Annotated in this window: 21 protein-coding genes; 4 read left to right on the forward strand and 17 right to left on the reverse strand. The window is 55.8% G+C overall.

The features are described from left to right. Positions 1-6: 6 nt before the first annotated feature. From SBL51_RS09810 to SBL51_RS09875, 14 genes are all read right to left on the reverse strand, one after another. Positions 7-1,338: a DASS family sodium-coupled anion symporter gene (locus tag SBL51_RS09810; RefSeq protein WP_317930745.1), complete on the reverse strand. Its 1,332-nt coding sequence runs from the start codon at positions 1,336-1,338 to the stop codon at positions 7-9. Between the two features lie 746 nt (positions 1,339-2,084). After that, positions 2,085-3,479 (reverse strand): cytochrome-c peroxidase, encoded by a 1,395-nt coding sequence (locus SBL51_RS09815; RefSeq protein ID WP_317930746.1) that lies wholly within the window; start codon positions 3,477-3,479, stop codon positions 2,085-2,087. Positions 3,480-4,090: 611 nt separating this feature from the next. Then, a complete protein-coding gene (locus SBL51_RS09820; RefSeq protein ID WP_317930747.1) occupies positions 4,091-4,468 on the reverse strand; it encodes a hypothetical protein in 378 nt (125 codons plus the stop codon). A 103-nt stretch (positions 4,469-4,571) separates the two neighbouring features. After that, a complete protein-coding gene (locus SBL51_RS09825; protein ID WP_317930748.1) occupies positions 4,572-5,330 on the reverse strand; it encodes a sulfite exporter TauE/SafE family protein in 759 nt (252 codons plus the stop codon). After that, positions 5,323-5,550 carry a cbb3-type cytochrome oxidase assembly protein CcoS gene (ccoS, locus tag SBL51_RS09830; protein WP_317930749.1) on the reverse strand — a complete coding sequence of 76 codons (228 nt, stop codon included), beginning with the start codon at positions 5,548-5,550 and terminating at the stop codon, positions 5,323-5,325. The genes SBL51_RS09825 and ccoS overlap by 8 nt, the downstream gene beginning before the upstream one ends. A 58-nt stretch (positions 5,551-5,608) precedes the next feature. After that, positions 5,609-8,020: a heavy metal translocating P-type ATPase gene (locus SBL51_RS09835; RefSeq protein ID WP_317930750.1), complete on the reverse strand. Its 2,412-nt coding sequence runs from the start codon at positions 8,018-8,020 to the stop codon at positions 5,609-5,611. Then, on the reverse strand, positions 8,017-8,559 hold the full coding sequence (locus SBL51_RS09840) for a FixH family protein (RefSeq protein ID WP_317930751.1): 543 nt from the start codon (positions 8,557-8,559) through the stop codon (positions 8,017-8,019). Before SBL51_RS09840 ends, SBL51_RS09835 begins: the two co-directional genes overlap by 4 nt. Positions 8,560-8,735: 176 nt before the next feature. Beyond that, the gene (gene ccoG, locus SBL51_RS09845) at positions 8,736-10,310 is read right to left on the reverse strand and encodes a cytochrome c oxidase accessory protein CcoG (RefSeq protein ID WP_317930752.1); all 1,575 of its coding nucleotides are present in this window, start codon (positions 10,308-10,310) and stop codon (positions 8,736-8,738) included. Between the two features lie 172 nt (positions 10,311-10,482). Then, positions 10,483-11,382: a cytochrome-c oxidase, cbb3-type subunit III gene (gene ccoP / locus SBL51_RS09850; RefSeq protein ID WP_317930753.1), complete on the reverse strand. Its 900-nt coding sequence runs from the start codon at positions 11,380-11,382 to the stop codon at positions 10,483-10,485. After that, positions 11,379-11,615, reverse strand: a complete 237-nt coding sequence (locus SBL51_RS09855) for a cbb3-type cytochrome c oxidase subunit 3 (protein ID WP_317930754.1) — start codon at positions 11,613-11,615, stop codon at positions 11,379-11,381. Before SBL51_RS09855 ends, ccoP begins: the two co-directional genes overlap by 4 nt. Before the next feature lie 26 nt (positions 11,616-11,641). After that, complete coding sequence (gene ccoO, locus SBL51_RS09860; RefSeq protein WP_317930755.1) at positions 11,642-12,253, reverse strand: cytochrome-c oxidase, cbb3-type subunit II; 612 nt, start codon at positions 12,251-12,253, stop codon at positions 11,642-11,644. Positions 12,254-12,269: 16 nt separating this feature from the next. Next, positions 12,270-13,718: a cytochrome-c oxidase, cbb3-type subunit I gene (ccoN, locus tag SBL51_RS09865; RefSeq protein ID WP_317930756.1), complete on the reverse strand. Its 1,449-nt coding sequence runs from the start codon at positions 13,716-13,718 to the stop codon at positions 12,270-12,272. Positions 13,719-14,143: 425 nt separating this feature from the next. Further along, a complete protein-coding gene (locus SBL51_RS09870; RefSeq protein ID WP_317930757.1) occupies positions 14,144-15,364 on the reverse strand; it encodes an argininosuccinate synthase in 1,221 nt (406 codons plus the stop codon). Positions 15,365-15,526: 162 nt separating this feature from the next. Further along, a complete protein-coding gene (locus tag SBL51_RS09875; RefSeq protein ID WP_317930758.1) occupies positions 15,527-16,513 on the reverse strand; it encodes a flagellar protein MotY in 987 nt (328 codons plus the stop codon). 216 nt (positions 16,514-16,729) lie between these two features. On the opposite strand from SBL51_RS09875, the gene pyrC reads away from it, so the two are divergent. Together pyrC and rnt are read left to right on the forward strand one after the other, a co-directional pair. Beyond that, positions 16,730-17,773, forward strand: a complete 1,044-nt coding sequence (gene pyrC / locus SBL51_RS09880) for a dihydroorotase (protein ID WP_317930759.1) — start codon at positions 16,730-16,732, stop codon at positions 17,771-17,773. A gap of 95 nt (positions 17,774-17,868) precedes the next feature. Continuing rightward, positions 17,869-18,528, forward strand: coding sequence for a ribonuclease T (gene rnt, locus SBL51_RS09885; protein ID WP_317930760.1), 660 nt, complete (start codon positions 17,869-17,871; stop codon positions 18,526-18,528). A gap of 43 nt (positions 18,529-18,571) precedes the next feature. On the opposite strand, the gene SBL51_RS09890 is transcribed toward rnt, so the two are convergent. Then, positions 18,572-19,174 carry a peroxiredoxin C gene (locus tag SBL51_RS09890; RefSeq protein ID WP_317930761.1) on the reverse strand — a complete coding sequence of 201 codons (603 nt, stop codon included), beginning with the start codon at positions 19,172-19,174 and terminating at the stop codon, positions 18,572-18,574. Positions 19,175-19,757: 583 nt separating this feature from the next. On the opposite strand from SBL51_RS09890, the gene SBL51_RS09895 reads away from it, so the two are divergent. Together SBL51_RS09895 and bfr are read left to right on the forward strand one after the other, a co-directional pair. Then, positions 19,758-19,967, forward strand: coding sequence for a (2Fe-2S)-binding protein (locus tag SBL51_RS09895; protein ID WP_317930762.1), 210 nt, complete (start codon positions 19,758-19,760; stop codon positions 19,965-19,967). Positions 19,968-20,500: 533 nt separating this feature from the next. Then, positions 20,501-20,980, forward strand: a complete 480-nt coding sequence (bfr, locus tag SBL51_RS09900; protein WP_317930763.1) for a bacterioferritin — start codon at positions 20,501-20,503, stop codon at positions 20,978-20,980. Positions 20,981-21,108: 128 nt separating this feature from the next. On the opposite strand, the gene SBL51_RS09905 is transcribed toward bfr, so the two are convergent. Continuing rightward, positions 21,109-21,936, reverse strand: coding sequence for a mechanosensitive ion channel family protein (locus tag SBL51_RS09905; RefSeq protein ID WP_317930764.1), 828 nt, complete (start codon positions 21,934-21,936; stop codon positions 21,109-21,111). Positions 21,937-22,019: 83 nt separating this feature from the next. Next, positions 22,020-23,165 (reverse strand): OmpA family protein, encoded by a 1,146-nt coding sequence (locus SBL51_RS09910; RefSeq protein WP_317930765.1) that lies wholly within the window; start codon positions 23,163-23,165, stop codon positions 22,020-22,022. Between the last annotated feature and the right edge of the window lie 76 nt (positions 23,166-23,241).

Here is a 23,241-nt window from a genome sequence, read left to right on the forward strand (position 1 = left end):
ACCCGCCTAGTAGAAGATTGCCAGCACAGCAGTAATCACCGCCACACAGACGATATTGAGCACCAGCCCGGCACGCAACATGGTGCCACCGGTAATCAAACCGGTGCCGTGCACCAGGGCGTTGGGCGGTGTCGCCACCGGCAGCATAAAGGCACAGGAGGCGGTAATCCCCACCGCCAGTGCCGCCTGTTGATGGCTGATGTAGGCTTCCGGCAGGGTGATGAAGATGGGTACCAACAGCGCTGTGGTGGCGGTATTGCTGGTGAGCTCGGTGAGGAAGACGACAAAGGTCACCAGCACCAGAATCACCACCACTGTCGCCTGCCCGGCCACTATCTGGCTGAGCGCGGTGCCCAGGAAGACACTGGCGCCGGTGGATTTCAGCAGCGCGCCCAGGGCCAGGCCGCCGCCAAAGAGCAGCAGAATACCCCAGTCGGTGTGCTTTTGAATCTGCTTCCAGGTCACCACCTGGCTCAGCATCAGCAGCACCAGAGTGGTAAGTGCCACCCAGGTATCGAACTTCGCATCAATGCCCAGCCACTTGCCCAGGGGCTTGCTGAACACCCAACCCACCACGGTAAACAGGAAAATAGAGACCATTAACAGGCGCGGCCGCGACCAGGCGAAATCGAAGTCGGCCAGGTTCACCTTGCCGCTGCCAAAGTCGGGCTTTAGCAACCACCAGAGCACCACCATCATCAATGGCCACAACAGCAGGTATACAGTACCGCCCACCTGTAACCACTGGCCGAAGCTCATGCCCAAGGCGGCGGCGGTTATACCGTTGGGGGCACTGCCCACCAGGGTGGCGATACCGCCCAGGTTGGCGGAGTAGGCAATGCCCAGCAGGCAGAACATTTTGGTCTTGTGGCTGAGTGCATGCTTCTGCCCCAGCAGGCCCAACACCAGCGGCAACATTAATGCAGCGGTGGCCATATTACTGATCCACATCGACAGCAGCGAGGTGGCCAGACAGAGCAGTATCACCGCCCAATTAAGGCGGCCACCGGTAAAAGAGAGAATGCCGTGGGCCAGGTAGAGATCGAGCTTTTGCGCATTCATGGCGGCGGCCAGGCCATAGCCACCAAGGAAGATATAGATGATGGGGTGGGCAAAACTCTGCAGAGCTTCGGTGACATCCATCAGGTGCAGGGCAGCGGCCAATACGGGAATAATCAGCGCCGTGGCGGTGACGTGAATCGCCTCCGTCAACCAGAGCACCGCCGCCACCCACAGGATAATCAACGCCCCTTTTACCGCCGGCTCTGCCACCAGCAAACCTTCAATACCCGCCACACCGGCAGCCAGTAATCCCAATACAATCAGCAGCTTTCGCATAATTTCCCTGTTGTGCCCAGTCTGAGGCGAATCACCCAGGTAACCCTTATACCAGCGCCAGCCACCAGTGTGAACACCCCCACCCACCTCAGAAAACCGGAAAACCGCCGCCCTGGTGGAGAGAAACCGGGGTTTGTGGAGGTAAAGGTTAAGGCGTATGCAACCATGCATTGCACCGCCAGCCGTGGTGAAACCTTTGGTAAAAGGCTGCTATTGATGGGGGAGATAGTAGAGGTGGCTTCTACCCAGCAGTTTCAAAAGCGCTTAAACCCTTCCCTGGGGCGCTCGCGTCAAAACATCCCTGTTTTCACAGCGTTTTGAAACCGCTGGGTAGAAGCCAGGAAACCCTGGGCCAAATTTAAACCTGCCGGGATAACAGCGTTGAGAACGCACAACGCTTTCTAAAAATTGATCGAATTACGGGAAAGAGGTAGGAGGATGGAGTGGCACCGGGACCGGATTTTGCTCCTCGGCAACCGCTCCTGCGTTGCTCTAATCTGAGACTTCCATGTATCGATGCAAAACGGCATACAGCCGGGGCGGCCTTCCGCATCCATGGCAATAACGTGCCGCCGCCAGCAAAGCTGGCGCGAGCGCCTTCGAGCCAAAAAAATTATTCGAGCAGAGCTCTCACCCCTTCGGGGCCGCCCTCTGGGCGTTGTTTCGCAAGCTCAACTTCACACAATTTTGCAGAGCTCGAAGGCGCGACACGGGAATTGTTCAGGAAGAACAATTCCCGCTATGCATCAGCACCCAAGATCAACCTGAGCCACACCATCGTTAACCGGGAAACAGTTACCGGAAGGCAGTGAGCTTGGCTCGTAGCGCAGCAGATTGGGATCGTAGAGAGAGATCTCCAGGAAGGCGGTGATGTTGTCGATATCTTCCTCGGTCAGGCCCAGTGGCTGGAAGCGGCTGTCCAGGGTACCTTCGGGCAGAACCTTCTGTGGAATACCGGCGTTCATGTAGGCCACCACGTCGCGCACGGAGTTGAACGACCCGCCGTGACCAAAGACGTTGGTATCCAACAGGTTGTAGAGCTGCGGAATTTTAAACTTGTAGTTATCCGCCGCTTCGCCGGTAAAACCACCACGGCCTTTGGAGCTGGCCGCATCCACAGTACCGGTTACCGCCGGGTTATTGGGATCAAAGTCGGCAAAGCCCATCGACATAAAGACCTGGTCTTCAGTGGCTCCCGCTTCAGAGGAGAGGCCTGGGCCACGGTGACAGCTGCTACAGCCGGCGTCGCCGAAAAAGAGCATGGCGCCTTTCAACTCTTCCAGGCTCATCGCACTCTTGTCGCCACGCAACCAGAGCTGGAAAGGGGCTTGGTTGGCAATAATGCTGCGCTCAAAAGCGGCCACGGCCTTACCGGCATCTTCCAAAACATCGGTGCTGCCATCCGGGTAGGCGGCGGCGAACATCTCTTGATAGGTGGCGTTGGTCTGCAGAATGGTGTCGTCAACCACTTTCATACGGTGTACGGTCAAGCCGGCAATGGCCTGAGTCTCAATACCGGAGAGCTGGCGATCGTTGTTGGCTTTGGGAGTACCCGGGGTGGCCAGTACCGCATCGGCAATGCCCAGGTTAACCACACCACCAACCATATTGCCGAACTGGCCGTTCCAGAGCATTACCTCCTGGTAGGCGGCGTTGAGTACAGCGGGTGAGGTTAATGGCTGCACATCGGGGCGCATGGTTGGGTCGGCCGAGGCGGCATCGAAACCGTCGGCAAAAGTACGGCCTTCACCGGCCAGGCCAAAGCCTTCACCACCTTCGGCGATACCTTGCAAAATACCCGATTTAAAACCGGCGCGGGCCTGGTGACAGCTGGCACAGGACCAGGTACCAGCGCGAGTGGGATTAACGCCATTCACGGCAAGTGCGGTTTCGTGGTAAAGGAACTGACCGAGCGCGACTTTCTCGGCGGTGAGTGGGTTGTTGGGGTCTTGCGGGATACTGGCCAGGTCGCCAGCTTCAGGCAGCATGTAGGCTTCCAGGCCCACACCGGCGCTATCAGCTTTAAGAGTTGCTTTTAGATCAGAGGAGTAGATCTCTTCACTGGATTTGTTGTCGGAGCCACAGGCAGACAACATCAGAACAGCCGCAATCACTGCCGGCAGCTTTAAATTATCTAACATTTCCAATATCCCTCGGAGAATTTTCTTGTTTTGCAATTCGCTTGCAATACCTTCCTTGACATTTGGGCTAATTCAGTTAACAACCCGGAAAATATTGAGCCCAACGGACTTGTCTATTTAAGTCGGCGGCAAGGCTAAGTGATCTGCGCTTTTATGTATAGTCGTCCATGTCAAATGAGCGGCAGTTAGCATGACCAACGGTCGCAAATTAAGGATGGCTGCCTTGAACAAAGCGAGAGATGAGCAACCACTATTATGAGTGAGTAATATTATTAGCCGCGAGGGATTCGCAAGCTCGAACACAAAATAAATCATCACCCAGTTAGCGACCAATTTTTATGCAAACGACAGAATCGTTACAGCCGTTATTTTTAAAACCGGGCGCAACCGAGCGGTCAATCAAAAAAAGAAAATTGTTTAATTAAAGAGGGGCGGCATCTTTTTAAAAAAGATGCCGACAGAAAAACCCTGAACAGCACAGAAACGATTGGAACTAATGAAACGAACAGAAAAAGATCGACCATAAAAAAGGCTGAGCATAAAAGTGGTCAGCGATAGGCAACGGTACGCAGATAGGTAATTTTGCGTATTGACCTTGGCTTTCGGAATTATTATTTGCTGTGATAAACCCGCTGCAACCCGTCACTGGAATAGTCAACCCGCACCGTGCCCTTCTCCCGCAAAAATAGCAGCGTGCGTTTAATGGTGGCATCGTCGATACCGGCATCCGCCAGGCAATTAATTAAATCGCAGGAGCTGATCGACTGTTGGTCGTTAATAGCAGCCAAGGCCAGACGCCAGGCTTTTTGGTCGCTGCCTTCTGTTGCTGCGGGTGTGGCGCTTGAGGTTTGTACCGCTGCGGATGAGGGCGTACCGGCTGTGGCCACTTGCAGGCCTTGCACCAGCGAGGCGAGCTCATCACCGACAAGGCCTTCCACCGTTAAATCGACTTGCAGTGAACCGATACTGCCGGTAATGCGAATAGCCATGGGCACGCCCCTTTGAATTAATGGTTGTGGTTTATATTTTCGCCAACAATGTTCTGCCAACAAATAAATAGGAAACCAAAAACGAACACCGTAATTTATTCAACTAGTGATGGTGATGCTCGCTTTCCATCACTTCGCCGCTATCGGTAGCTGTGTGTTGCGCGTGGTTCTGGTGGCCGCCGCTGTAGAGGATGGTCCATACACCAAAAACAATTAACAGCAGCGCGAAGAGCCGTTTTAAATTGGCATTGGCCAACAGTTTTTGCAACTGCTCGGCCAACAAGCCGGTGACCAACAGCGCTGGCAGTGTGCCCAGGCCAAAGGCGAACATGGTCAGGCCGGCGGCGGGCAACGCGTGTTGAGTGACCGCCAGCGCCAAGGCACTGTAGACCAAACCACAAGGCAACCATCCCCACACGGCGCCGTATAAAATCGCGGTGGAAAAACGGCGCACCGGCGTCAGCTTTTGCGCTAACGGGGCAAAAAACCGCCACAACTTTTGCCCGCCCTGCTCCAGATACCGCAATCCCCGCCACCAGTCGGCCAGATAGAGGCCCATGGCAATTAACAGGACTCCGGCAATAAAACGCAAGCCACCCAGATAGAGGCGCAGGCTATCGGGCCCCAACGCCTTGGCCAACAACTGGCTGAGCAGAGCAAAGATCAACGCGATTAACACGTAGCTGCCAATCCGGCCCAGGTTGTAGCCAATTAAAATCAACAGGCGTAACCCGGGCCGCCCGGGCGGCAAAGCAAAACTCAAGGCACTGCAAATGCCGCCACACATGGCAATGCAGTGAGCACTGCCAAAAAATCCCAAAGCCAGTGCCGAGAGCAGCACGGCAACATTAATTTCACTCATGGTCGTTCGGTTCGCTAACGTTTTGTTTCATTGCCGGCTTTTGGTCGCCAACAGCGGTTGTACTTTTTTGGGCGGCAGGCCGTTTTTCATCAAATAAAATACGGTTGGCCTCGGTATTTAAATCGTCGTACTGACCGCTGTTGATCGCCCAAAAAAGAATTTTTATGGCGATGGCAACAAACACCAAAACGATCGGCACCAAAATATAGAGAATTTCCACAGCACACCTTTGCTCCGCTACCGAGAGCGGTTATTGGCTGAAATTTATTTACCCAGAATTACAGCGGCGACCGCCCCAAACGCATGGCGTTGGCCACCACCACCAGCGAGCTGGCACTCATGCCGATGGCCGCCGCCCAGGGAGGCACCAGCCCGGCTACCGCCAGTGGCAGCGCAATGCCATTGTAGGCCAGGGCCCAGGCCAGATTCTGGCGGATGGTCACCTGCAGGCGCTTGGCAAATTGCATGGCTTTCAACAACAGGGTCAGGTCGCCGGTCAGCAGCACGGCATCGGCCTTGGTTTGCGCCAGGTCGGTGGCTCCGGCCATGGCGATAGAGACATCGGCCCCGCTTAACACCGGTACATCGTTAATGCCATCGCCGACCATCATGACAATCTCGCCGCGCTGTTGATAGGCCTGCACCCGCGCCAGTTTGTCACCGGGCGCCACCTCGGCCACCGCCTCTGTCAGGCCCAGCTCGCCGGCCAGCTGTTCAACGGCCTGGCGATTATCCCCCGACAGCAGCGTGGCGGGAATGGCTTGGCGCCGGCACTCGGCCAGCGCCGGCGCGGCACTGGCGCGGGCACTGTCGGCCAACTGCACCCAGGCCAGCGCCTGCTGTTCATCGGCCAACAACAGCCAGGTGCCCGCCGCTGGCGGGGTTAAAGATTCCGTCAGATGCTGCTGGGCAAAATCGGGCCGGCCAAAATAGTAGCTGCGTTCATCCACCACCCCCACGACCCCGGCGCTGGCCTGGGTAAGGCGATGGCGGGCCAGCTTCTGCCCGCGCCAGGGGCTGAAGGCTTGGGCGATGGGGTGGCGGCTGTCCTCTTCCAGGGCGGCGATCACCGCCAACACCTCGGCCTCCGACAGGCCGGCCAGAGCCACCACCAACTCCACTCTCGGGCAGCCTTCAGTGAGGGTGCCGGTTTTATCAAAGACAATTCGGTTGACCTTGGCCAGGGCACTGAGAGCGTCGCTGTTCATCACCAGCAACCCCGCCTGGCGCAGGCGCGAGAGCGCAGCGGCGTGGGCGGTGGGTGTGGCCAATGAGAGGGCACAGGGACAGGTGACCACCAGTACCGAGAGCACCACCCACAGGGCGTGGCCGGGCTCACGCCAGCCCCAGTAGGCGCCAGTGAGGCCGGAGATGACAATCACCGCCGCTACAAACCAGGAGGCCATGGCATCGGCACTGGTTACCTGCCTGGGCTTATGGGCGGCGGCGTCTTCTACCATGCGCTCAATGGAGGAGAGCGTAGTGGCGGTACCCACGGCGGTTACCGCCACCACCAATGGGGATTCCAGATTGGTGGTGCCGGCCACCACCTTATCGCCAACGCTCTTTACCACCGGCGCCGCCTCGCCGGTGAGCATTGACTCATCGACCTGGGAGCTACCTTCCAGAATATCGCCATCGCAGGGGATCACCTCGCCCACCCCCACGGCCGCCCAATCGCCCACCGCCAGCGCCCGCAGGGGCAGCACGGTGCGCGTCTCGTCGTCGCCCTGGCGCTCCACCCGGGTGGCGGTCAATGGCAGCAGCTGGGCCAGGCGGGTCATACCCAGGCGATTGTTGAGGCGGGTGTTCATCTCCAGATAGCGGCCCACCAGCAAAAAGAAGGTGAACATGGAGACCGAATCGAAATAGACCTCACCCTGGTTGCTGAGTGTGGCCCAGACACTGGCGCTGTAGGCAAAGGCGATGGCCAGCGCGACCGGCACATCCATCACCAGGTGGCGGTTCTTGAGGGCGCGCCAGGCGGCGGTAAAGAAGGGCCGGGCGCTGAACAACACCACCGGTGTGGCGATTAATAAGCTGACCCAGCGCCAGAAGACCAGCCAGTGGTCGTCGGCCCCGGCGTAGATGGTCACCGCCACCATGCCCACCTGCATCATGCCAAAGCCAGCCACGCCAATGCGCATCAATGCCTGCCGTCGCTCGCGCTGGGCCAGCGCCTGTTGCTGATCTTCGGTGGCCGGTGACAACTGATAACCGATGGCCGCCACCGCCGCCATAATCTGGCTCAGTTTGATCTCGTCGTCGTGCCAGGCCAGGTGCAGACGGCCGGTGCTGGCGTTGACCCGCGCCAGGGTGATACCCGGCACCGCCAACAGGTGGCGCTCGATCAGCCAGACACAGGCGGCACAGGTGAGCCCTTCCACCAGCAGCTGCGCCTGGCGCAGATCAGTGCCAGCCTCGGGGGCCACCACAAACTCCTGCTGCAGAGGGGCGAGGTCGTACACCTGGTAGTTTTTGCGCAGGCTTTCGAGGTCGGGGCGCTGATTGGCCTGGGTGCGGAAGTCGTAGAAGCTGTCGAGCCCGGCGCTGTGGATGGTCTCGGCGATGGCCTGGCAGCCGGGGCAGCAGAACTCGCGTTCTGCGCCGGCCAGTTGTGTGCGGTAGTGGCTGTTGCCGGCTACCGGTAGGCCACAGTGATAGCAGGCCCCGGCTGGCTGGTCGCTCATGGAGCCTGGAGCTGTACCTGCTGGCTGGTACGAAAATCGATTTCGCCGTTCAAGCGCCAGTGCTCGGGCGCGGTGGCCTCTTCCGCTGTGGTGATGGGGGCATCGCCGGGCACCAGACGCAGGTACCAGCGGAAATCGGGGCGTGAGTCGAGGTCGGCGCGGTAGTAACCGGGGGCCACCTCTTTTAGGGTAAGGATACGATCCAGCTCTTCGCTCACGGGATGGTCGAGATAGAGGGTAAGCTCCTCGGGCAGCGGGGTATTGGCGCTCTCCTGCAGGCGCAGCAGCACTTCGCCGAGTTCCAGATCGAAGGTGATATCAGCCGAGAGGCCCAGGCTCGCGGCCAGCTCCACCTGCTCCATACTCTGGTTAATAAGACGGCCTTTTTTGTAGTAGTCGACGGTGACTTCGTCGTCACCGAAGCGTACCGCGGTAAACACCATCATGCCGGAGAGGATGATCGAGGCAATTAACGGAGCCAGGATGAACCACGCCCAAAATTCTCGATACCAGGGTTTACTGCCGGGTTCACTTGTCACACGTAACTCCAAAACATCGACCTCTGCAGGCTTAAAAAGGGGCCATATTACAATACAAACCAAGGCACTTGGCCAGCTTTGCCCGCCACACCGGGATGTGGCCGGCGGTATAACCGGCCCCGTTAGGCTGGGGAGCCTGGTTTCCGGCTGCGCCTAGTTGGGTTTTTCAACTACGCCTATTTTGGTAACGGCGCGATAAACGATGCCTCCTGCTCGGCGGTGATGCTCTCATCCTCGGCGGCGGTGACGGTGATGTAGACCTCACTGCGCTCGTGGGTGACCTGATCCCGGGGGATCTTCACCTGTACCGGCACGGTAAACACCTCGCCCTCTTCCAGGTAGACCGGACGGTGCGACAACTCATAGGGGCCATCGCCGCGCACGGTGATGTCGTAGGTGTGGTCAGAGCGGTCCATGTTGTTGATCTTCACGGTGTAGACGTTGACGATCTGGTCGTTGCGCACGCGGTACATCTGGGTGCCGCGGTCGCGCACCACATCCACCGACAGCGGCTCGCGATCGGAGATCGCGTAGACAAACGCACACAGCATGGCGATTACCGCAAACGAGTAACCAAACAGGCGCGGCCGGAAGAAGCGGGTGTGGCCAGTCTCCAGGGCATCCTGGGAGGTGAAGCGCACCAAACCGCGCTCGTAGCCCATCTTGTCCATCACGCTGTTACAGGCATCGACACACAAACCACAGTTGATGCATTCATACTGCAAACCATCGCGAATATCGATATCCACCGGGCAGACCTGCACACACCAGGAGCAGTCGATGCAGTCACCCTTGCCGTTGGCTTTGTAATCTTCGCCGGCCTTGCGCGGGCCGCGCGCCTCGCCGCGGGTTTTGTCGTAGTGCACCGCCAGGGTCTCTTTGTCGTACATCACCGACTGGAACCGGGCGTAGGGGCACATGTATTTACAGACCTGCTCGCGCATCCAGCCGGCGTTGAGGTAGGTCATGCCGGTGAAGAAGAGAGTCCAGAAGGCAGCCGCCGGCGCGATATTCCAGGTGACCACACCCGCCTCCCCAACATGGGGAATAAAGCCCAACAGCAACCCGCGCACCGGCGTGAAGTAGCCGACAAAGGTGATACCGGTAATAAAACCGATCAACAGCCAGGTAGCGTGTTTACCGCTTTTGCGGGCCACCTTCTCTGCATTCCAATCCTGGCGGTCGAGCTTGATACGCTTGTTGCGGTCACCTTCAAATACCCGCTCCGCCCAGATATACATTAAGGTCCACACGGTTTGCGGGCAGGTGAAGCCACACCAGACCCGGCCCACCAGGGTGGTGACGGTGAACAGGGTAAAGGCGGCGATGATCAACAACCAGGCGAGCAACATGCCATCCTGGGGCCAGAAGGTGGACCAGAGGATGTGGAATTTACGGGCCGGCAGATCGAACAGCATTGCCGGGCGACCGTCGATGGTGAGCCAAGGCATGATGACAAAGCCCAGCAGCAGCGGCAAACCGGTGTAGCGACGAATACTTTGGTAGAAGCCATCGATCTTACGAACGTAGACCTTATTGGCGGATTGATAGAGGTTGGTGTGGGTGTCGGCCTGTTTCACCGGCTCTTCATGGACGGGGATTTTATCAACCACGGTAGTTACCTGCTTGTCGTTGGTTGTCAGCGGAAGGCGGATAAGCGCCTTTATAGGGTACTGCAGCGTTCGGCTCGTCGCAGCGATGATGCCTGTGCGGCGACCGGCTTGAAAACGGGTCTGGCGGCGAGAACGCATTCTAGCGCCTTAATTCGTTTTATTCTAATTAAGAAAAAAACAAACTATTTGAGCTAAGCCAAATGGAGGCCAGTGGCCACACTTTATGGCTATAGAACACAGTTTTCAGCCATAAAAAAAGGCTGCAGCCGGTGAAGCGCTGCAGCCTTTTTACGAGCACAACGGCGAGCCGTTACTCGTTGTCGAGCGACAAACTGTAGACGTAGGCTGCCAGCAGATGAATTTTGTCTTCACGCAGCTTCTCAGCCTGGGCAGGCATGGTACCACCGCGGCCATTACGGACTGTTTGGCGAATACCTTTAGCGCTGCCGTCGTACAACCAGGTGTCGTCGGTCAGGTTGGGCGCGCCGGTGGCGTGCATGCCTTTGGCATCGGCACCGTGACAGGCGGCGCAGTTCTGAGCAAAGATCTCTTTACCGGCGGCGACGGCCTCTTCATCTTCAGCGCGATCAGTGAAGCTCAGTACGTACTGGCTCACGTCAGCAATCTTCTCTTCACCCAGGATATCTTTCCAGGCCGGCATAGCCGCCACGCGACCGTGGGTGATGGTGGTTTTGATGGCTTCCGGTTCACCGCCGTAGAGCCAGTCGTGGTCGGTCAGGTTGGGGAAACCAAAGTTACCACCGCCATCGGCACCGTGGCAGACGGCGCAGTTGTTGGCAAACAGCCGGGTACCCATCTTCATCGCTTTCGGATCTTCAGCAAGCTCCGCGATAGGCATCTGGCTGTAGACGTCGAACGACTCTTTGTAGCTGGCGCGGGCTTTCTCCTGCTCACGCTCGAGCTGGTTGTGCGAAGTCCAACCCAACACCCCTTTCCAAGTACCCAGGCCTGGGTAGAGAGTCAGGTAGATAGCGCCAAACACAAAGGTGGCGATAAACATCTGGAACCACCACTTGGGCAGCGGGTTATCGTATTCTTCAATGCCATCGTAGGAATGGCCGGTGGTTTTGTTTTCCGGTTCAGCATCGTCACGCGAGGCCACCTTGCGGTTGGCCAGCAGGATCCACAGCACCAGCCCCAAGTTGGTCAACGTCAGGCCGATGATCCACAAACTCCAGAAAGTACTCATGATTTTTCTTGCCCCTTGTCTCCGGTATCAGGCTCACCGGCATTATTCAATGAGTTCAACGACGACTCTGATTGCTTGTTTTCCATGGCATCGGCAAACGGCAGGTTGGCCGCCTCGTTAAACTTGGCCCGTCGGCTGGGGGAGAAGGCCCACCAGCAGACGCCGAAGAAGGCGATCATCACCAGGATGGTGGAGATGCCACGCAAGTTGTTAAGAAGATCCGATTCCATCATTCAACCTCAATCAAAGCGGATGTGAATTAGCGTTTTTGCTTCAGCAAAATACCCAGCTGTTGCAGATACGCCACCAGTGCATCGATTTCAGTGACACCTTCAACGGCCTCTTTGGCACCGGCGATATCGTCGTCAGTATAGGGCACGCCCACTTTACGCAGTGCGGCCATCTTGTCGCCGGTGTGCTTGCCATCCAGGTGGTTATCAAACAACCAGGGGAAGGCCGGCATGTTGGATTCGGGCACTACGTTGCGTGGGTTGTAGAGGTGCGCTTTATGCCAGTCGTCAGAGTAGCGACCACCCACACGCGCCAGGTCTGGACCAGTACGTTTGGAGCCCCACAGGAAGGGGTGCTCGTAGACGGACTCGCCGGCAACCGAGTAGTGGCCGTAGCGCTCGACTTCGGCACGCAGAGGACGAACCATCTGCGTGTGACAGACGTGACAACCTTCGCGGATGTAGATATCGCGGCCTTCCAGCTGCAGCGCAGGCAGGGGTTTCAGGCCGGCGACGGGTTCGGTGGTCTCTTTCAGAAAGAATTGAGGAACGATTTCGACCAGGGCACCAAAACTAATGGCCACCAAAGTCAGTACGATCATCAGAATGATGTTCTTCTCGACTATGTCATGGTTCTTCACGGGGTATTCTCCTCAATCAGGCCGTTTGGGCATCAGCGGCCGCTTGCTCGGCTTTTTCGCGAGCTTCAGCAGACAGTGTGCGGAACATGTTATAGGCCATTAACAACATACCAATCAGGAAGAAGGCGCCACCGATAACCCGCACGGTGTAGCCTGGGTAGCTGGCTTTAACCGCTTCAACAAAGTTGTAGGTCAGGGTGCCGTCGGCGTTGAAGGCGCGCCACATCAAGCCCTGGGTAATACCGTTTACCCACATGGAGGCGATGTACAGTACGGTACCGATGGTGGCCAGCCAGAAGTGGGTGTTCACCAGTTTCACACTCCACATCTCTTTGCGGTTGGTCAGTACCGGCAGCAGGTGGTAGATGGAGCCGATAGAGATCATAGCCACCCAGCCCAGAGCACCAGAGTGCACGTGGCCGATAGTCCAGTCGGTGTCGTGAGAGAGTGCGTTGACGGTTTTGATCGACATCATCGGCCCTTCGAAGGTAGACATACCGTAGAAGGAGAGCGATACCACCAAAAAGCGCAGGGTTGGGTCGGTACGCAGTTTATGCCAGGCACCGGAGAGGGTCATGATACCGTTGATCATACCGCCCCAGGAGGGCGCCAACAGAATCAGAGACATTACCATACCCAGGCTCTGCGCCCAGTCGGGCAGTGCTGAGTAGTGCAGGTGGTGAGCACCGGCCCAGATATAGATAGAGATCAATGCCCAGAAGTGCACGATGGAGAGCTGGTAAGAGTAAACCGGACGCTCGGCCTGCTTGGGCACGAAGTAATACATCATGCCGAGGAAGCCCGCCGTCAGGAAGAAGCCCACCGCGTTGTGGCCGTACCACCACTGCACCATGGCATCCATGGCACCGGCATAGGCGGAGTAGGATTTGGTGAAGGTTACCGGGATGAAAGCGCTGTTGACGATGTGCAACACGGCGATGGTCAGAATGAAGGCGCCGTAGAACCAGTTGGCCACGTAGATGTGGGAGGTTTTACGGGTGGCGATAGTACCGAAAAAGATAATCGCGTAAGAGACCCAAACCGCGGCAATCAGCAGATCGATTGGCCACTCCAGTTCGGCGTATTCTTTGGCAGAGGTCATACCCTGTGGCAGAGTGATTGCCGCCAACACGATGACTGCCTGCCAACCCCAAAACGTAAACGGAATCAAAATGCCGCCAAAGAGTTTGGTTTGACAGGTGCGCTGCACCACATAGTAGGAGGTGGCAAACAGTGCACAACCACCGAAGGCGAAGATAACCGCGTTGGTGTGCAGCGGTCGCAAACGGCCAAAGTGAGTGTACGGTTGCAGGATATCGTTCAGCTGTGGCCAAACCAATTGCGCTGCAATCAGCACACCGACGGCCATGCCAACCACACCCCAGATCACGGTCATGATAGAGAACTGGCGTACGATTTTTAGGTCGTAAGCTGGCTGCTCCCCTGCTACAGGATGACTACTCATAGTGATGTCCTAATAGTTTTTAAGAATTGCAGAAAAACCTGGAAGGCGGAAAACCCGGTTTAATCACGCTGCTAGCGAAATATGCACACGACTGTGTGCGCGGAGCTAAACGCGACGGATTGTAATAATTGGGTTGTTATTCCGCTTGACTCTAATCAAGGGCCTATAGGTTACCTTTGTTTAATAAAAAATCACACCCGAAGGCCTTATCAACTGGCCTTTTACCACCACCAGATATTGTTGAATTTTTGTGCTCTGGCGAACCTCTCCGGCCAAAATATTGGCCATTTTTAAAACAAAGATAAGCGAGGCTCATTGCCAAAACCGAGCCAATTGGCGCGGCTTTGGTTGCTATTGGCAGATTAAAGCGCGGCTATTCTCCCCGCCCAGCCAAAAAAATGCGAGCCTAAATTGCCCGCATTGGTTTAAAGATTGGTGCGCCCTTTATTGGCCGCAATGCGCATACGCAGAGCGTTCAATTTAATAAAGCCTTCCGCATCTTTCTGGTTGTAAGCACCGGCGTCGTCTTCAAAGGTGGCGATTTTTTCATCGAACAGGCTCTGGCTGGAGCGTCGACCAACCACTTCGACACTGCCTTTGTAGAGCTTGACGCGAACGTCGCCATTGACGAACTGCTGGGACTCATCGATAGCCACCTGCAACATTTTGCGTTCTGGGCTCCACCAGTAGCCGTTGTAGATCATCTCGGCGTACTTGGGCATCAACGAATCTTTCAGGTGGGCCACTTCACGATCAAGAGTGATCGACTCTATGGCACGGTGCGCTTTCAACATGATGGTGCCGCCAGGAGTTTCATAGCAGCCGCGCGACTTCATCCCGACATAGCGGTTTTCAACGATATCGAGCCGGCCAACACCGTTGGCACCACCGATTTGATTGAGCTTGGCCAGCACCTGGGCAGGGGTGAGGGCCACACCATCCACCGCCACGATATCACCGCTCTCAAAGCTGAGCTCCACGTAGGTGGGGGTTTCGGGGGCCTGCTCTGGGGCTACCGTCCAACGCCACATATCGGCTTCGGCCTCGGCCCAGGGATCTTCCAAAATACCGCCCTCATAGGAGATGTGCAGCAGGTTGGCGTCCATGGAGTAAGGAGATTTCTTTTTGTTGGAGGAGAAATCGACTGGAATTTTGTGGCTCTCACAATAGGCCATCAATTTTTCGCGGGAGGTCAGATCCCACTCACGCCAGGGGGCGATAACGCGCACGCCGGGCTTCAGGGCGTAGGCGCCCAGCTCAAAGCGGACCTGATCGTTGCCTTTACCGGTAGCACCGTGTGCCACTGCGTCGGCACCGGTCTCATTGGCGATCTCAATCATGCGCTTGGCAATCAACGGCCGCGCAATGGAGGTTCCGAGCAGATATTCACCCTCGTAGATGGTGTTGGCGCGGAACATGGGGAAGACGAAATCGCGCACGAACTCTTCGCGCAGATCGTCGATATAGATCTCTTTGATACCCAGAGATTGGGCTTTGGCTCGGGCAGGCTCTACCTCTTCACCCTGGCCGATATCGGCGGTAAAGGTAACCACTTCGCAGTGGTAGGTATCCTGCAACCAGCGGGCGATTACCGAAGTATCCAAACCACCAGAATAGGCCAAAACAACTTTTTTAACTTCGGACATTGATCAACTCCCAAAAATAGGGCCCTAAGCCCCTGGTAAGAAGCGGCGCGCATTGTAGCGATTATTTGCCACTGTGCCCAGTGGTTAGGCGCGAGGGAGCGGACATCTATGTCTAAAATAAGCGCCTGTGGCTGACAACAGGCGCTTATTTAACCGCAACCACTACTGCGTATCGGTGGCAGCGGGCGGCCCGAGGCTATCGAGGATGGCTTGGGTATCGAGGGTCTCCGGCTCTTCATTGCTGTCGAACTCGGGGATCTCTGGTGGTGGTTCTTTACTAAGGCGCACGGTTACCCGGCGATTCTGGGCCCGGCCATCGGCCGTGCGATTGCTGGCGACGGGATAACGCTCACCGTGCCAGCGGGTGACAATGGCGCTAGGATCCAAGCCGCCGTTGATCAGATAGTGCATCACCTTCTCGGCACGGCGTTTAGAGATCTCCAGATTTTCGGCGCGTGGGCCTTCGCTGTCGGAGTGGCCATCAATAAAAAGGCTCCGCACCTGGGTGTCGGCCTTGGAGTAGGTGATGATATCGTCCAACAACTCGGTTTCGCCGGTAGTCAGCTCCTCCTGACCGGCTTTAAACTGCAGCGAGGTGCGCTCTATCTGGCCATAATTGACCGGCAGCAGCTCGGCCAGACAGCCAACGTATTTGTCGTAGGCACCGCGAAAGTTGATGTTGGAGAGGCCAACTTTCACCACCTTGTTGTCGTCGTACCAGGCGCGCCGGGCAAACTCCACCTGCTTACCGTCATAGAGCTCCTGCAACAGCCGGCTGGCCATTTTTTCATCAACATTGATGGCACCCTTCTCTTCCACCACATCGACATAGCCAAGTTGTTGGATACGGCCGCCGGGTTTCCAGACTGGTGTCGTTACAGTGAGTGCGGCCCTGCCCGCTTTCATCTGTGGCGTACTGGCCAGCAACTGAAAATGGAGCTTCTCCCCGGCCGAATGCTGGAACACCGCTTCGCCAAACTCGGGAATGGGCTGGGATATGCGGCACTCAAATTGCGAACCCTGCACCAACCACTCGGCACTCTCCAGGCGTGGGCTGAACTGCAATGCCCAACTACTGCGAGCGGGCGACAGGCACGCGGCCGGCACCAGCGTCAGCAGCCAGAAGAAGCGTGCAGAGGTGAGATTCATCGCGGTTACCTTAAACAAACCAAGGGGATTGAGTTTCTGAGCGGCCACATCAGAGAAATTCTGCGCCAGTGGCAGCGCGCAAATACCATTACCACAATAGTAGTCGGCCGAAAGCGAATTTTCTTGAGTTTGGAGTGCGGGCAGAGCACTGCTGGCCCGGTGGGAACGTGTTATCATGCGCGGCTTTACGGCTAACCACTTGCACGAGACCAACGCATGACGGCAACACTCACCCTCACTCAACCCGATGACTGGCATATTCACCTGCGTGACGGCGCAGCGCTGGCCACCACCGTGGGTGATGCGGCCCGGCAGTTTGGCCGTGCGATTGTGATGCCGAACCTGGTGCCGCCGGTGGTCGACGCCGACAGCGCGCTCGCTTATAAAGAGCGGATAGCCGCCCAGATTCCCGCCGGCCTCCCCTTTGAGCCGCTGATGGTGCTCTACCTCACCGACAACACCACCGCCGAGACCATTCACGCCGCCAAAGCCGCCGGCGTGGTTGCCTGTAAACTCTACCCGGCGGGCGCTACCACCAATTCCGACTCCGGCGTCACTAACATTCAAAAGATCTACCCAGCCCTTGATGCCATGCAGTCAGCATCCATGTTGCTGTTAGTGCACGGAGAGGTGACCGATGCCGAGATCGATATTTTTGATCGGGAAAAGGTCTTCATCGACCGCACACTGACCGGCCTGCGCCAAGATTTCCCCGCATTGAAAATTGTCTTGGAGCACATTACCACCGCCGATGCCGTTGCCTTCGTCAGCGAACAGAGCAGCCACATGGCCGCCACTATCACCGCCCACCACCTGCTCTACAACCGCAACCACATGCTGGTGGGTGGCATTCGTCCGCACTACTACTGCCTGCCAATCCTCAAACGCAACAGCCATCAGCAGGCACTTATAAAAGCAGCAACTGGCGGCGACTCACGCTTTTTCCTCGGCACCGACTCCGCACCCCACGCCCGCGCCCGCAAAGAGACCAGCTGTGGCTGCGCCGGTTGTTATACGGCACATGCCGCCATCGAACTTTATGCCGAGGTGTTTGAACGGGAAGACGCCCTGGACAAACTGGAGGCCTTCGCCAGTTTCTATGGGCCGGATTTTTACGGGCTGCCGCGCAACCAGCAGCAGATCACCCTGCAAAAAAGCGCGTGGCAGATGCCCGCCTCGCTGGAGCTCGCCCCCGGTGAACCACTAACACCACTGGCGGCGGGTGAAACCCTGCAGTGGCGCGTGCTGGAGAAGCGCTAGGCCGATTTCGCACTATCGCAATCCCCTCGCCCGGCCTGGCGTGCTACCATGGCCTGGCTTTTCCTCAACCGATAACCTTCCAGTAAGGGAAAACTTTGTCTGAAGCGCCACCCTCGAACCTGAAAAATCGCTTCCGCGGCTTTCTGCCCGTGGTCGTGGATGTGGAAACCGGCGGTTTTAACTCCGCCACCGATGCCCTGCTGGAGATCGCCGCCGTCACACTCACCATGGATGACCAGGGAGTGCTGCGCCGCGATGAGACCCATCAATTCCACATTGAACCCTTTGAAGGGGCTAACGTGGAGCAAACGGCGCTCGATTTTACCGGCATCGATCTGGAAGACCCGGAGCGGCCCGCCGAGCCGGAGATGATCGCCATCCCCGAGCTGTTCAAAGCCGTGCGCCGCGCTGTGAAAGCCCACGACTGCAACCGCGCCGTGATCGTCGGCCACAATGCCCATTTTGACCTCGGCTTTGTCAATGCCGTGGCGGAACGGGTGGACGCCAAGCGCAACCCCTTTCACCCTTTCTCTTGCTTTGATACCGCCACCCTGGCGGGACTGGCCCTGGGGCAAACCGTATTGGCCAAAGCCTGTTTAGCGGCCAATATCAGCTTCTGTAACCGCTCGGCACACACCGCCGCCTACGACGCTGAGAAAACCGCCGACCTCTTCTGCTACATCGTCAACCGCTGGCAGAGCCTGGGCGGCTGGCCACCACCCAATAGCGAACCGGATACCGAATCCGAGGCATAAAAAAACCCGGCATTGCCGGGTTTTTTCTGTCTCGCTTTGAAGCTTACAGCTTGCTGGCGTTGGCAGACAGGTACGCAGCAACACCTTCTGGGTTGGCGCTCATACCTGCGTCGCCCTCTTTCCAACCGGCAGGACAAACTTCGCCGTGCTCTTGGTTGAACGCCAGGGCATCAACCATACGCAGCATTTCGTCAACGTTACGGCCCAGTGGCAGATCGTTAACCACTTGGTGACGAACCAAGCCGTCTTCGTCGATCAGGAAGGAGCCACGGAAGGCAACACCACCGGCAGACTCAACGTCGTAGGCTTGACAGATAGCGTGGGTGATATCAGCTACCAGAGTGAAGCCAACAGCGCCGATACCGCCGTTTTCAACGGGGGTGTTACGCCAGGCGTTGTGAGTCCAGTGGCTGTCGATGGAAACACCGATTACTTCTACACCGCGTTTTTGGAATTCGGCCAAACGGCTGTTGTGAGCCAACAGCTCAGAAGGACATACGAAGGTGAAGTCCAGTGGGTAAAAGAATACTACAGCTTTCTTGCCTTTGATGGTGGCAGAAAGATTAAAGTCATCAACGATTTCCCCAGTACCCAAAACGGCTGGAGCGGTAAAATCTGGAGCTGGTTTACCAACTAAGACGCCCATGAGAATTCTCCCTCGGTCTGTAATTGCTTAAGTGAATTTGTGGATTCTATGGCTGCACAGCCACCGTGAAATGAAGCTGCTATTGAAACAACCGACTACAGTCATAATGCAGGCTTTTTTATGGTACCGGCACCATTCCATAGCAGTGGGCTATCATACACCCTCTATTGGAGCAGTCCTATAGATTTTTTATATGGTTACCATAGTCTAAGCAATCAAAATAACTCTTTTAAAATCAAATAGTTATTTACCAACCACACTTGTTTGATATAGATCCAAGCTCCCTCATCCGGCTGGTGACAAACTTATTCCTGTAACTGAGTTTTACTAACAAATCGCATTAATTCACAAATCTTATTGACAACCATTATCGTTTGGATAGAATTCTCAACAAGGTTTGGGAAGCCAGGTAAGGTTAGGGCGCCAGCTTCATGCCCCCTCTCAATAAAACCTGGGGAGCAACAGCGACTCTAAACCATGGCAGGCACGGCAAGTGCGCCCTTGAAACCCAATAAAAAGAGCGGGGTCGGCTGTGAACCAAGCCGTTACTGACTCTTCAGGTGCTAATTTGCGAGTTTTGAGTATGTACGTTTGCATTTGTAAAGGAATAACCGATTCTCAGATCCGCCAGGCAGTTGCCACCACCGGCGGTAATCTGCGGGCTATCCGCAACGAGCTGGGCGCCATGACCCAATGCGGCAAGTGCGCACTGCAAACCCGGGATATCGTCCGGCAAGCACTGGCCGAACAGGTTGCCATCATCGACGACGACACCTGCTACAGCGCCGCCTAGCTAAACCTAACCCCTCAGCCAATGACGCGTCTCATCCGCCAACAAGCGTCATTGGTGGATAAATCTCCAGCTACTGCTCTGCCCGCTCACCCACGCTAGTATTACCCCAGTCAATTTCCTCCGATAACCGTCCAGACATCATTAGCCACAGAAGCCGTACGCACCAGTAACTACTGCAGCAAGCGCCTTGGTTAACCACAAGGGTGGTACTGCACGGCAGTTAATGCACAGTCCACCCTAGCGTTCCACGTGGGTATCTGACCACAGAAATAACTTTCGCACACCGGCCCCAGTCGCTTCCCCAAAGCTAGGTTCACTCCCTGGCGCTTTGCAAATGTAATTACACCGCAACAGCAGATAATAAAAATTCTAATTTAGATTAAAAATTAGCCCACAAAATCAATAACTTAGATTGACAGTCAACTATTATGCGAAGAGACTAAAGTGCGCCAAGCGACGGCACAGCCACATCAGCACCGCAGACATCAGCGATAATTCGCCTCATACAGCCCTATCAATCAGAGGAAAATCCAATGAAAGGTGACGCAAAAGTAATCGAGTACCTAAATAAAGTACTCTACAACGAGTTAATTGCTATCAATCAGTATTTCCTCCACTCCCGCATGTTCAAAGACTGGGGATTAAAATCACTGGCGGACAAGGAGTACCACGAATCCATCGATGAGATGAAACATGCCGATCACCTGATTGAACGCATTCTGTTTCTGGAGGGCATACCCAACGTACAGGATCTGGGCAAATTGATGATTGGCGAAAATACTCAGGAGATGCTGGAGTGCGACCTTAAGCTGGAGATGACTGCCATTCCCGATCTACGTGAAGCCATCGCCTATTGCGAATCAGTGCAGGACTACGTCTCACGTGAGTTGTTTGAGGATATTCTCGAGGATGAAGAGGATCATGTCGATTGGCTGGAAACACAATTGGAATTAATCAACAAAGTCGGCCTGCAAAATTATCTGCAGTCGGCGATGGAAGGTGCCAGCAGCTAAACCTCACGCAAATATCAACGGGCGCGGTCTGCTCAGGATCTACCCATTCAGATGCCCAATCAAACCGCTACCCATAAAAAAGCCGCTCAGTTAAAGCGGCTTTTTTATTGTTGCCATCAAAGCGATGATTAACCCTCTTTGGAGAGGTGCACATCCATTTGTGGGAAAGGAATTTCAATACCTTCGGCATCCAAGCGCAATTTGATGTTCTCCATCAGATCGAAGTAGGTAGGCCAGTAATCGGCCGTTTTCACCCAAGGGCGAACAACGAAATTAACAGAGGAATCGGCCAGCTCCAGCAAGCCAATGGTGACATCCTTCTCTTTCACCACCCGCTCATCGGCGGCAACCACCGCAGCCAGCACCTCTTTCACCTTCTTAATGTCAGCGTTGTAGCTAACACCAATCACCAAATCGACCCGGCGTTCACTTTGAGTGGAGAAGTTGGTGATATTGCCACCCATGATAGAAGAGTTCGGGACAATAATGGTTTTGTTGTCTGGGGTGAGCATGGTGGTGGCAAAAATACCGATCTCTTTGATCGACCCCATGGTACCGCCAGCTTCGACAAAATCACCCACCCGACAAGGGCGAAACAGAATGATCATAACACCGGCGGCAAAATTGGAGAGTGAACCCTGCAAGGCCAAGCCAACAGCCAGGCCGGCGGCACCGATAACCGCTACCAGAGAAGCCGTCTGAATTCCCACCTGCCCCAACACGGCGATGATGACTACCACCATGGCCAGGTAGTAGATGATATTGGTTATAAATGATGTGAGTGTGGCATCCAGGTTGCGGGCTGTGAGCGTCCTCTTCAGCAGATTGGTAATAGTTTTAACCAGCCATTTACCAACAAAGAAGATAACAATGGCCAAAATAATTTTCACACCATAGACCGCCGCATAATTTACCGCGTTGGTGGTGAGAAACTCGATTATTTCCTCAATGTTCATAGTTGAATTCCTAATGGGCTTGGAAGTGCCAGGGCAAGCCCTGGCGATTTTTGTTTTACTTAGTGACGATTTTTATTGGGCAATTATTGAGCGATGGTTTTCACCTGGGTTTTTACCACGGCAACCACCCGGCGGTTAGTGGCTCGGTTCTCGGCAGTGTCGTTGTCCACCAGAGGCTTCTCCTCACCGTAGCCGACAGCGGAAACTCGCTCGGCCGCAATGCCAAAGCGGCTGGTCAACAGACTGGCCACCGATTTTGCCCGACGCTCAGAGAGTGCCTGGTTGTAGGAGGCCGCTCCGCGGTCATCGGTGTGACCTTCAATCACCACACTGGTATTGACGTATTCACGCATAAAGGTCGCAACCTTTTCCACCTCACCCATGTAGGCCTCTGGCACTTCGTCCGAGTTATTGGCGAATTGGACTTTCAGCGTTACTTCGCGATCTTCGAGCAGCTCCAGATAACAACCTTTGCTGTCGACCTTGGCGCCCTTGGCGGTGTCTGGGCACTGATCCTGGTAATCGGCAACACCATCTCGGTCGCTGTCCACCGGGCAGCCCACCGCATCAACCACAACACCGGCAGGCGTATCGGCACACTGATCGGCGCTATCGGCAACACCGTCTTTATCGCTGTCTGCGGGAGTGTTGGCCACCGGAGTCGGTGCCGGTTTGCTGGCGGGCTTGCTCACCGACGAGCTTTTACCGCCCAACAGAATATTCAAACCAAAGGTAAGCGCGGCATCAAAGGTATCGTCCTCATCACCGTAGATCGCCCGCAGATCAGAACGCAGGGCAACCCGGTCGGTAAAGTAGTATTTCAAGCCACCCCCCAAATTGAGCATGGTTTCGTCACTGTCGGCGAAGCTGGTTTCGAAATTGCCGCGACCAACACCTCCAGCCAGGTAGGGTTGCCACTTACCACTGCGGTTGAAGTGGTAAAGGGTATCCAGGCGCAGTTGATCGTGGTCTACGTCAAAATTGCCAAAGCCATCCGCTTCGGTGTTGGCCTCCAGATAGAGCAGCTCAAATGCCCAGGGGTTGTTAAATTGGTAGCCCACGGCGATGGAGAAGAGCGCGTCATCTTCCAGGTTACGATCATTATCAAAAAAGTAGTAACCCAAACCTGGGGTTAATGTAATTCCGGAATACTGCTCCTCGGCCATGGTTGGCAGAGTGGCCAGGGAGGCACCGATGGCGGTTAGGGTTGCGATGGTAAATTTTCTCATGATTACGCTCCTAAATAGTGGGCCACTTCTACCAAGAAATGACTTTATTCTTTGTTTTACTCGTGGACGAGTTTCA

Origin of the sequence: Halioxenophilus sp. WMMB6, from assembly GCF_033283405.1 — a bacterium.
Classification (GTDB): domain Bacteria; phylum Pseudomonadota; class Gammaproteobacteria; order Pseudomonadales; family Cellvibrionaceae; genus Halioxenophilus.

Excerpts from the sequence above, each read along its gene's own strand:
- SBL51_RS09810 (WP_317930745.1), bottom strand. The coding sequence starts at position 1,338 with ATGCGAAAGCTGCTGATTGTATTGGGATTACTGGCTGCCGGTGTGGCG.
- SBL51_RS09815 (WP_317930746.1), bottom strand. The coding sequence starts at position 3,479 with ATGTTAGATAATTTAAAGCTGCCGGCAGTGATTGCGGCTGTTCTGATG.
- SBL51_RS09820 (WP_317930747.1), bottom strand. The coding sequence starts at position 4,468 with ATGGCTATTCGCATTACCGGCAGTATCGGTTCACTGCAAGTCGATTTA.
- SBL51_RS09825 (WP_317930748.1), bottom strand. The coding sequence starts at position 5,330 with ATGAGTGAAATTAATGTTGCCGTGCTGCTCTCGGCACTGGCTTTGGGA.
- SBL51_RS09835 (WP_317930750.1), bottom strand. The coding sequence starts at position 8,020 with ATGAGCGACCAGCCAGCCGGGGCCTGCTATCACTGTGGCCTACCGGTA.
- ccoG (WP_317930752.1), bottom strand. The coding sequence starts at position 10,310 with ATGCGTTCTCGCCGCCAGACCCGTTTTCAAGCCGGTCGCCGCACAGGC.
- ccoP (WP_317930753.1), bottom strand. The coding sequence starts at position 11,382 with ATGAGTACTTTCTGGAGTTTGTGGATCATCGGCCTGACGTTGACCAAC.
- SBL51_RS09855 (WP_317930754.1), bottom strand. The coding sequence starts at position 11,615 with ATGATGGAATCGGATCTTCTTAACAACTTGCGTGGCATCTCCACCATC.
- ccoN (WP_317930756.1), bottom strand. The coding sequence starts at position 13,718 with ATGAGTAGTCATCCTGTAGCAGGGGAGCAGCCAGCTTACGACCTAAAA.
- SBL51_RS09870 (WP_317930757.1), bottom strand. The coding sequence starts at position 15,364 with ATGTCCGAAGTTAAAAAAGTTGTTTTGGCCTATTCTGGTGGTTTGGAT.
- SBL51_RS09875 (WP_317930758.1), bottom strand. The coding sequence starts at position 16,513 with ATGAATCTCACCTCTGCACGCTTCTTCTGGCTGCTGACGCTGGTGCCG.
- pyrC (WP_317930759.1), top strand. The coding sequence starts at position 16,730 with ATGACGGCAACACTCACCCTCACTCAACCCGATGACTGGCATATTCAC.
- SBL51_RS09890 (WP_317930761.1), bottom strand. The coding sequence starts at position 19,174 with ATGGGCGTCTTAGTTGGTAAACCAGCTCCAGATTTTACCGCTCCAGCC.
- SBL51_RS09895 (WP_317930762.1), top strand. The coding sequence starts at position 19,758 with ATGTACGTTTGCATTTGTAAAGGAATAACCGATTCTCAGATCCGCCAG.
- bfr (WP_317930763.1), top strand. The coding sequence starts at position 20,501 with ATGAAAGGTGACGCAAAAGTAATCGAGTACCTAAATAAAGTACTCTAC.
- SBL51_RS09905 (WP_317930764.1), bottom strand. The coding sequence starts at position 21,936 with ATGAACATTGAGGAAATAATCGAGTTTCTCACCACCAACGCGGTAAAT.
- SBL51_RS09910 (WP_317930765.1), bottom strand. The coding sequence starts at position 23,165 with ATGAGAAAATTTACCATCGCAACCCTAACCGCCATCGGTGCCTCCCTG.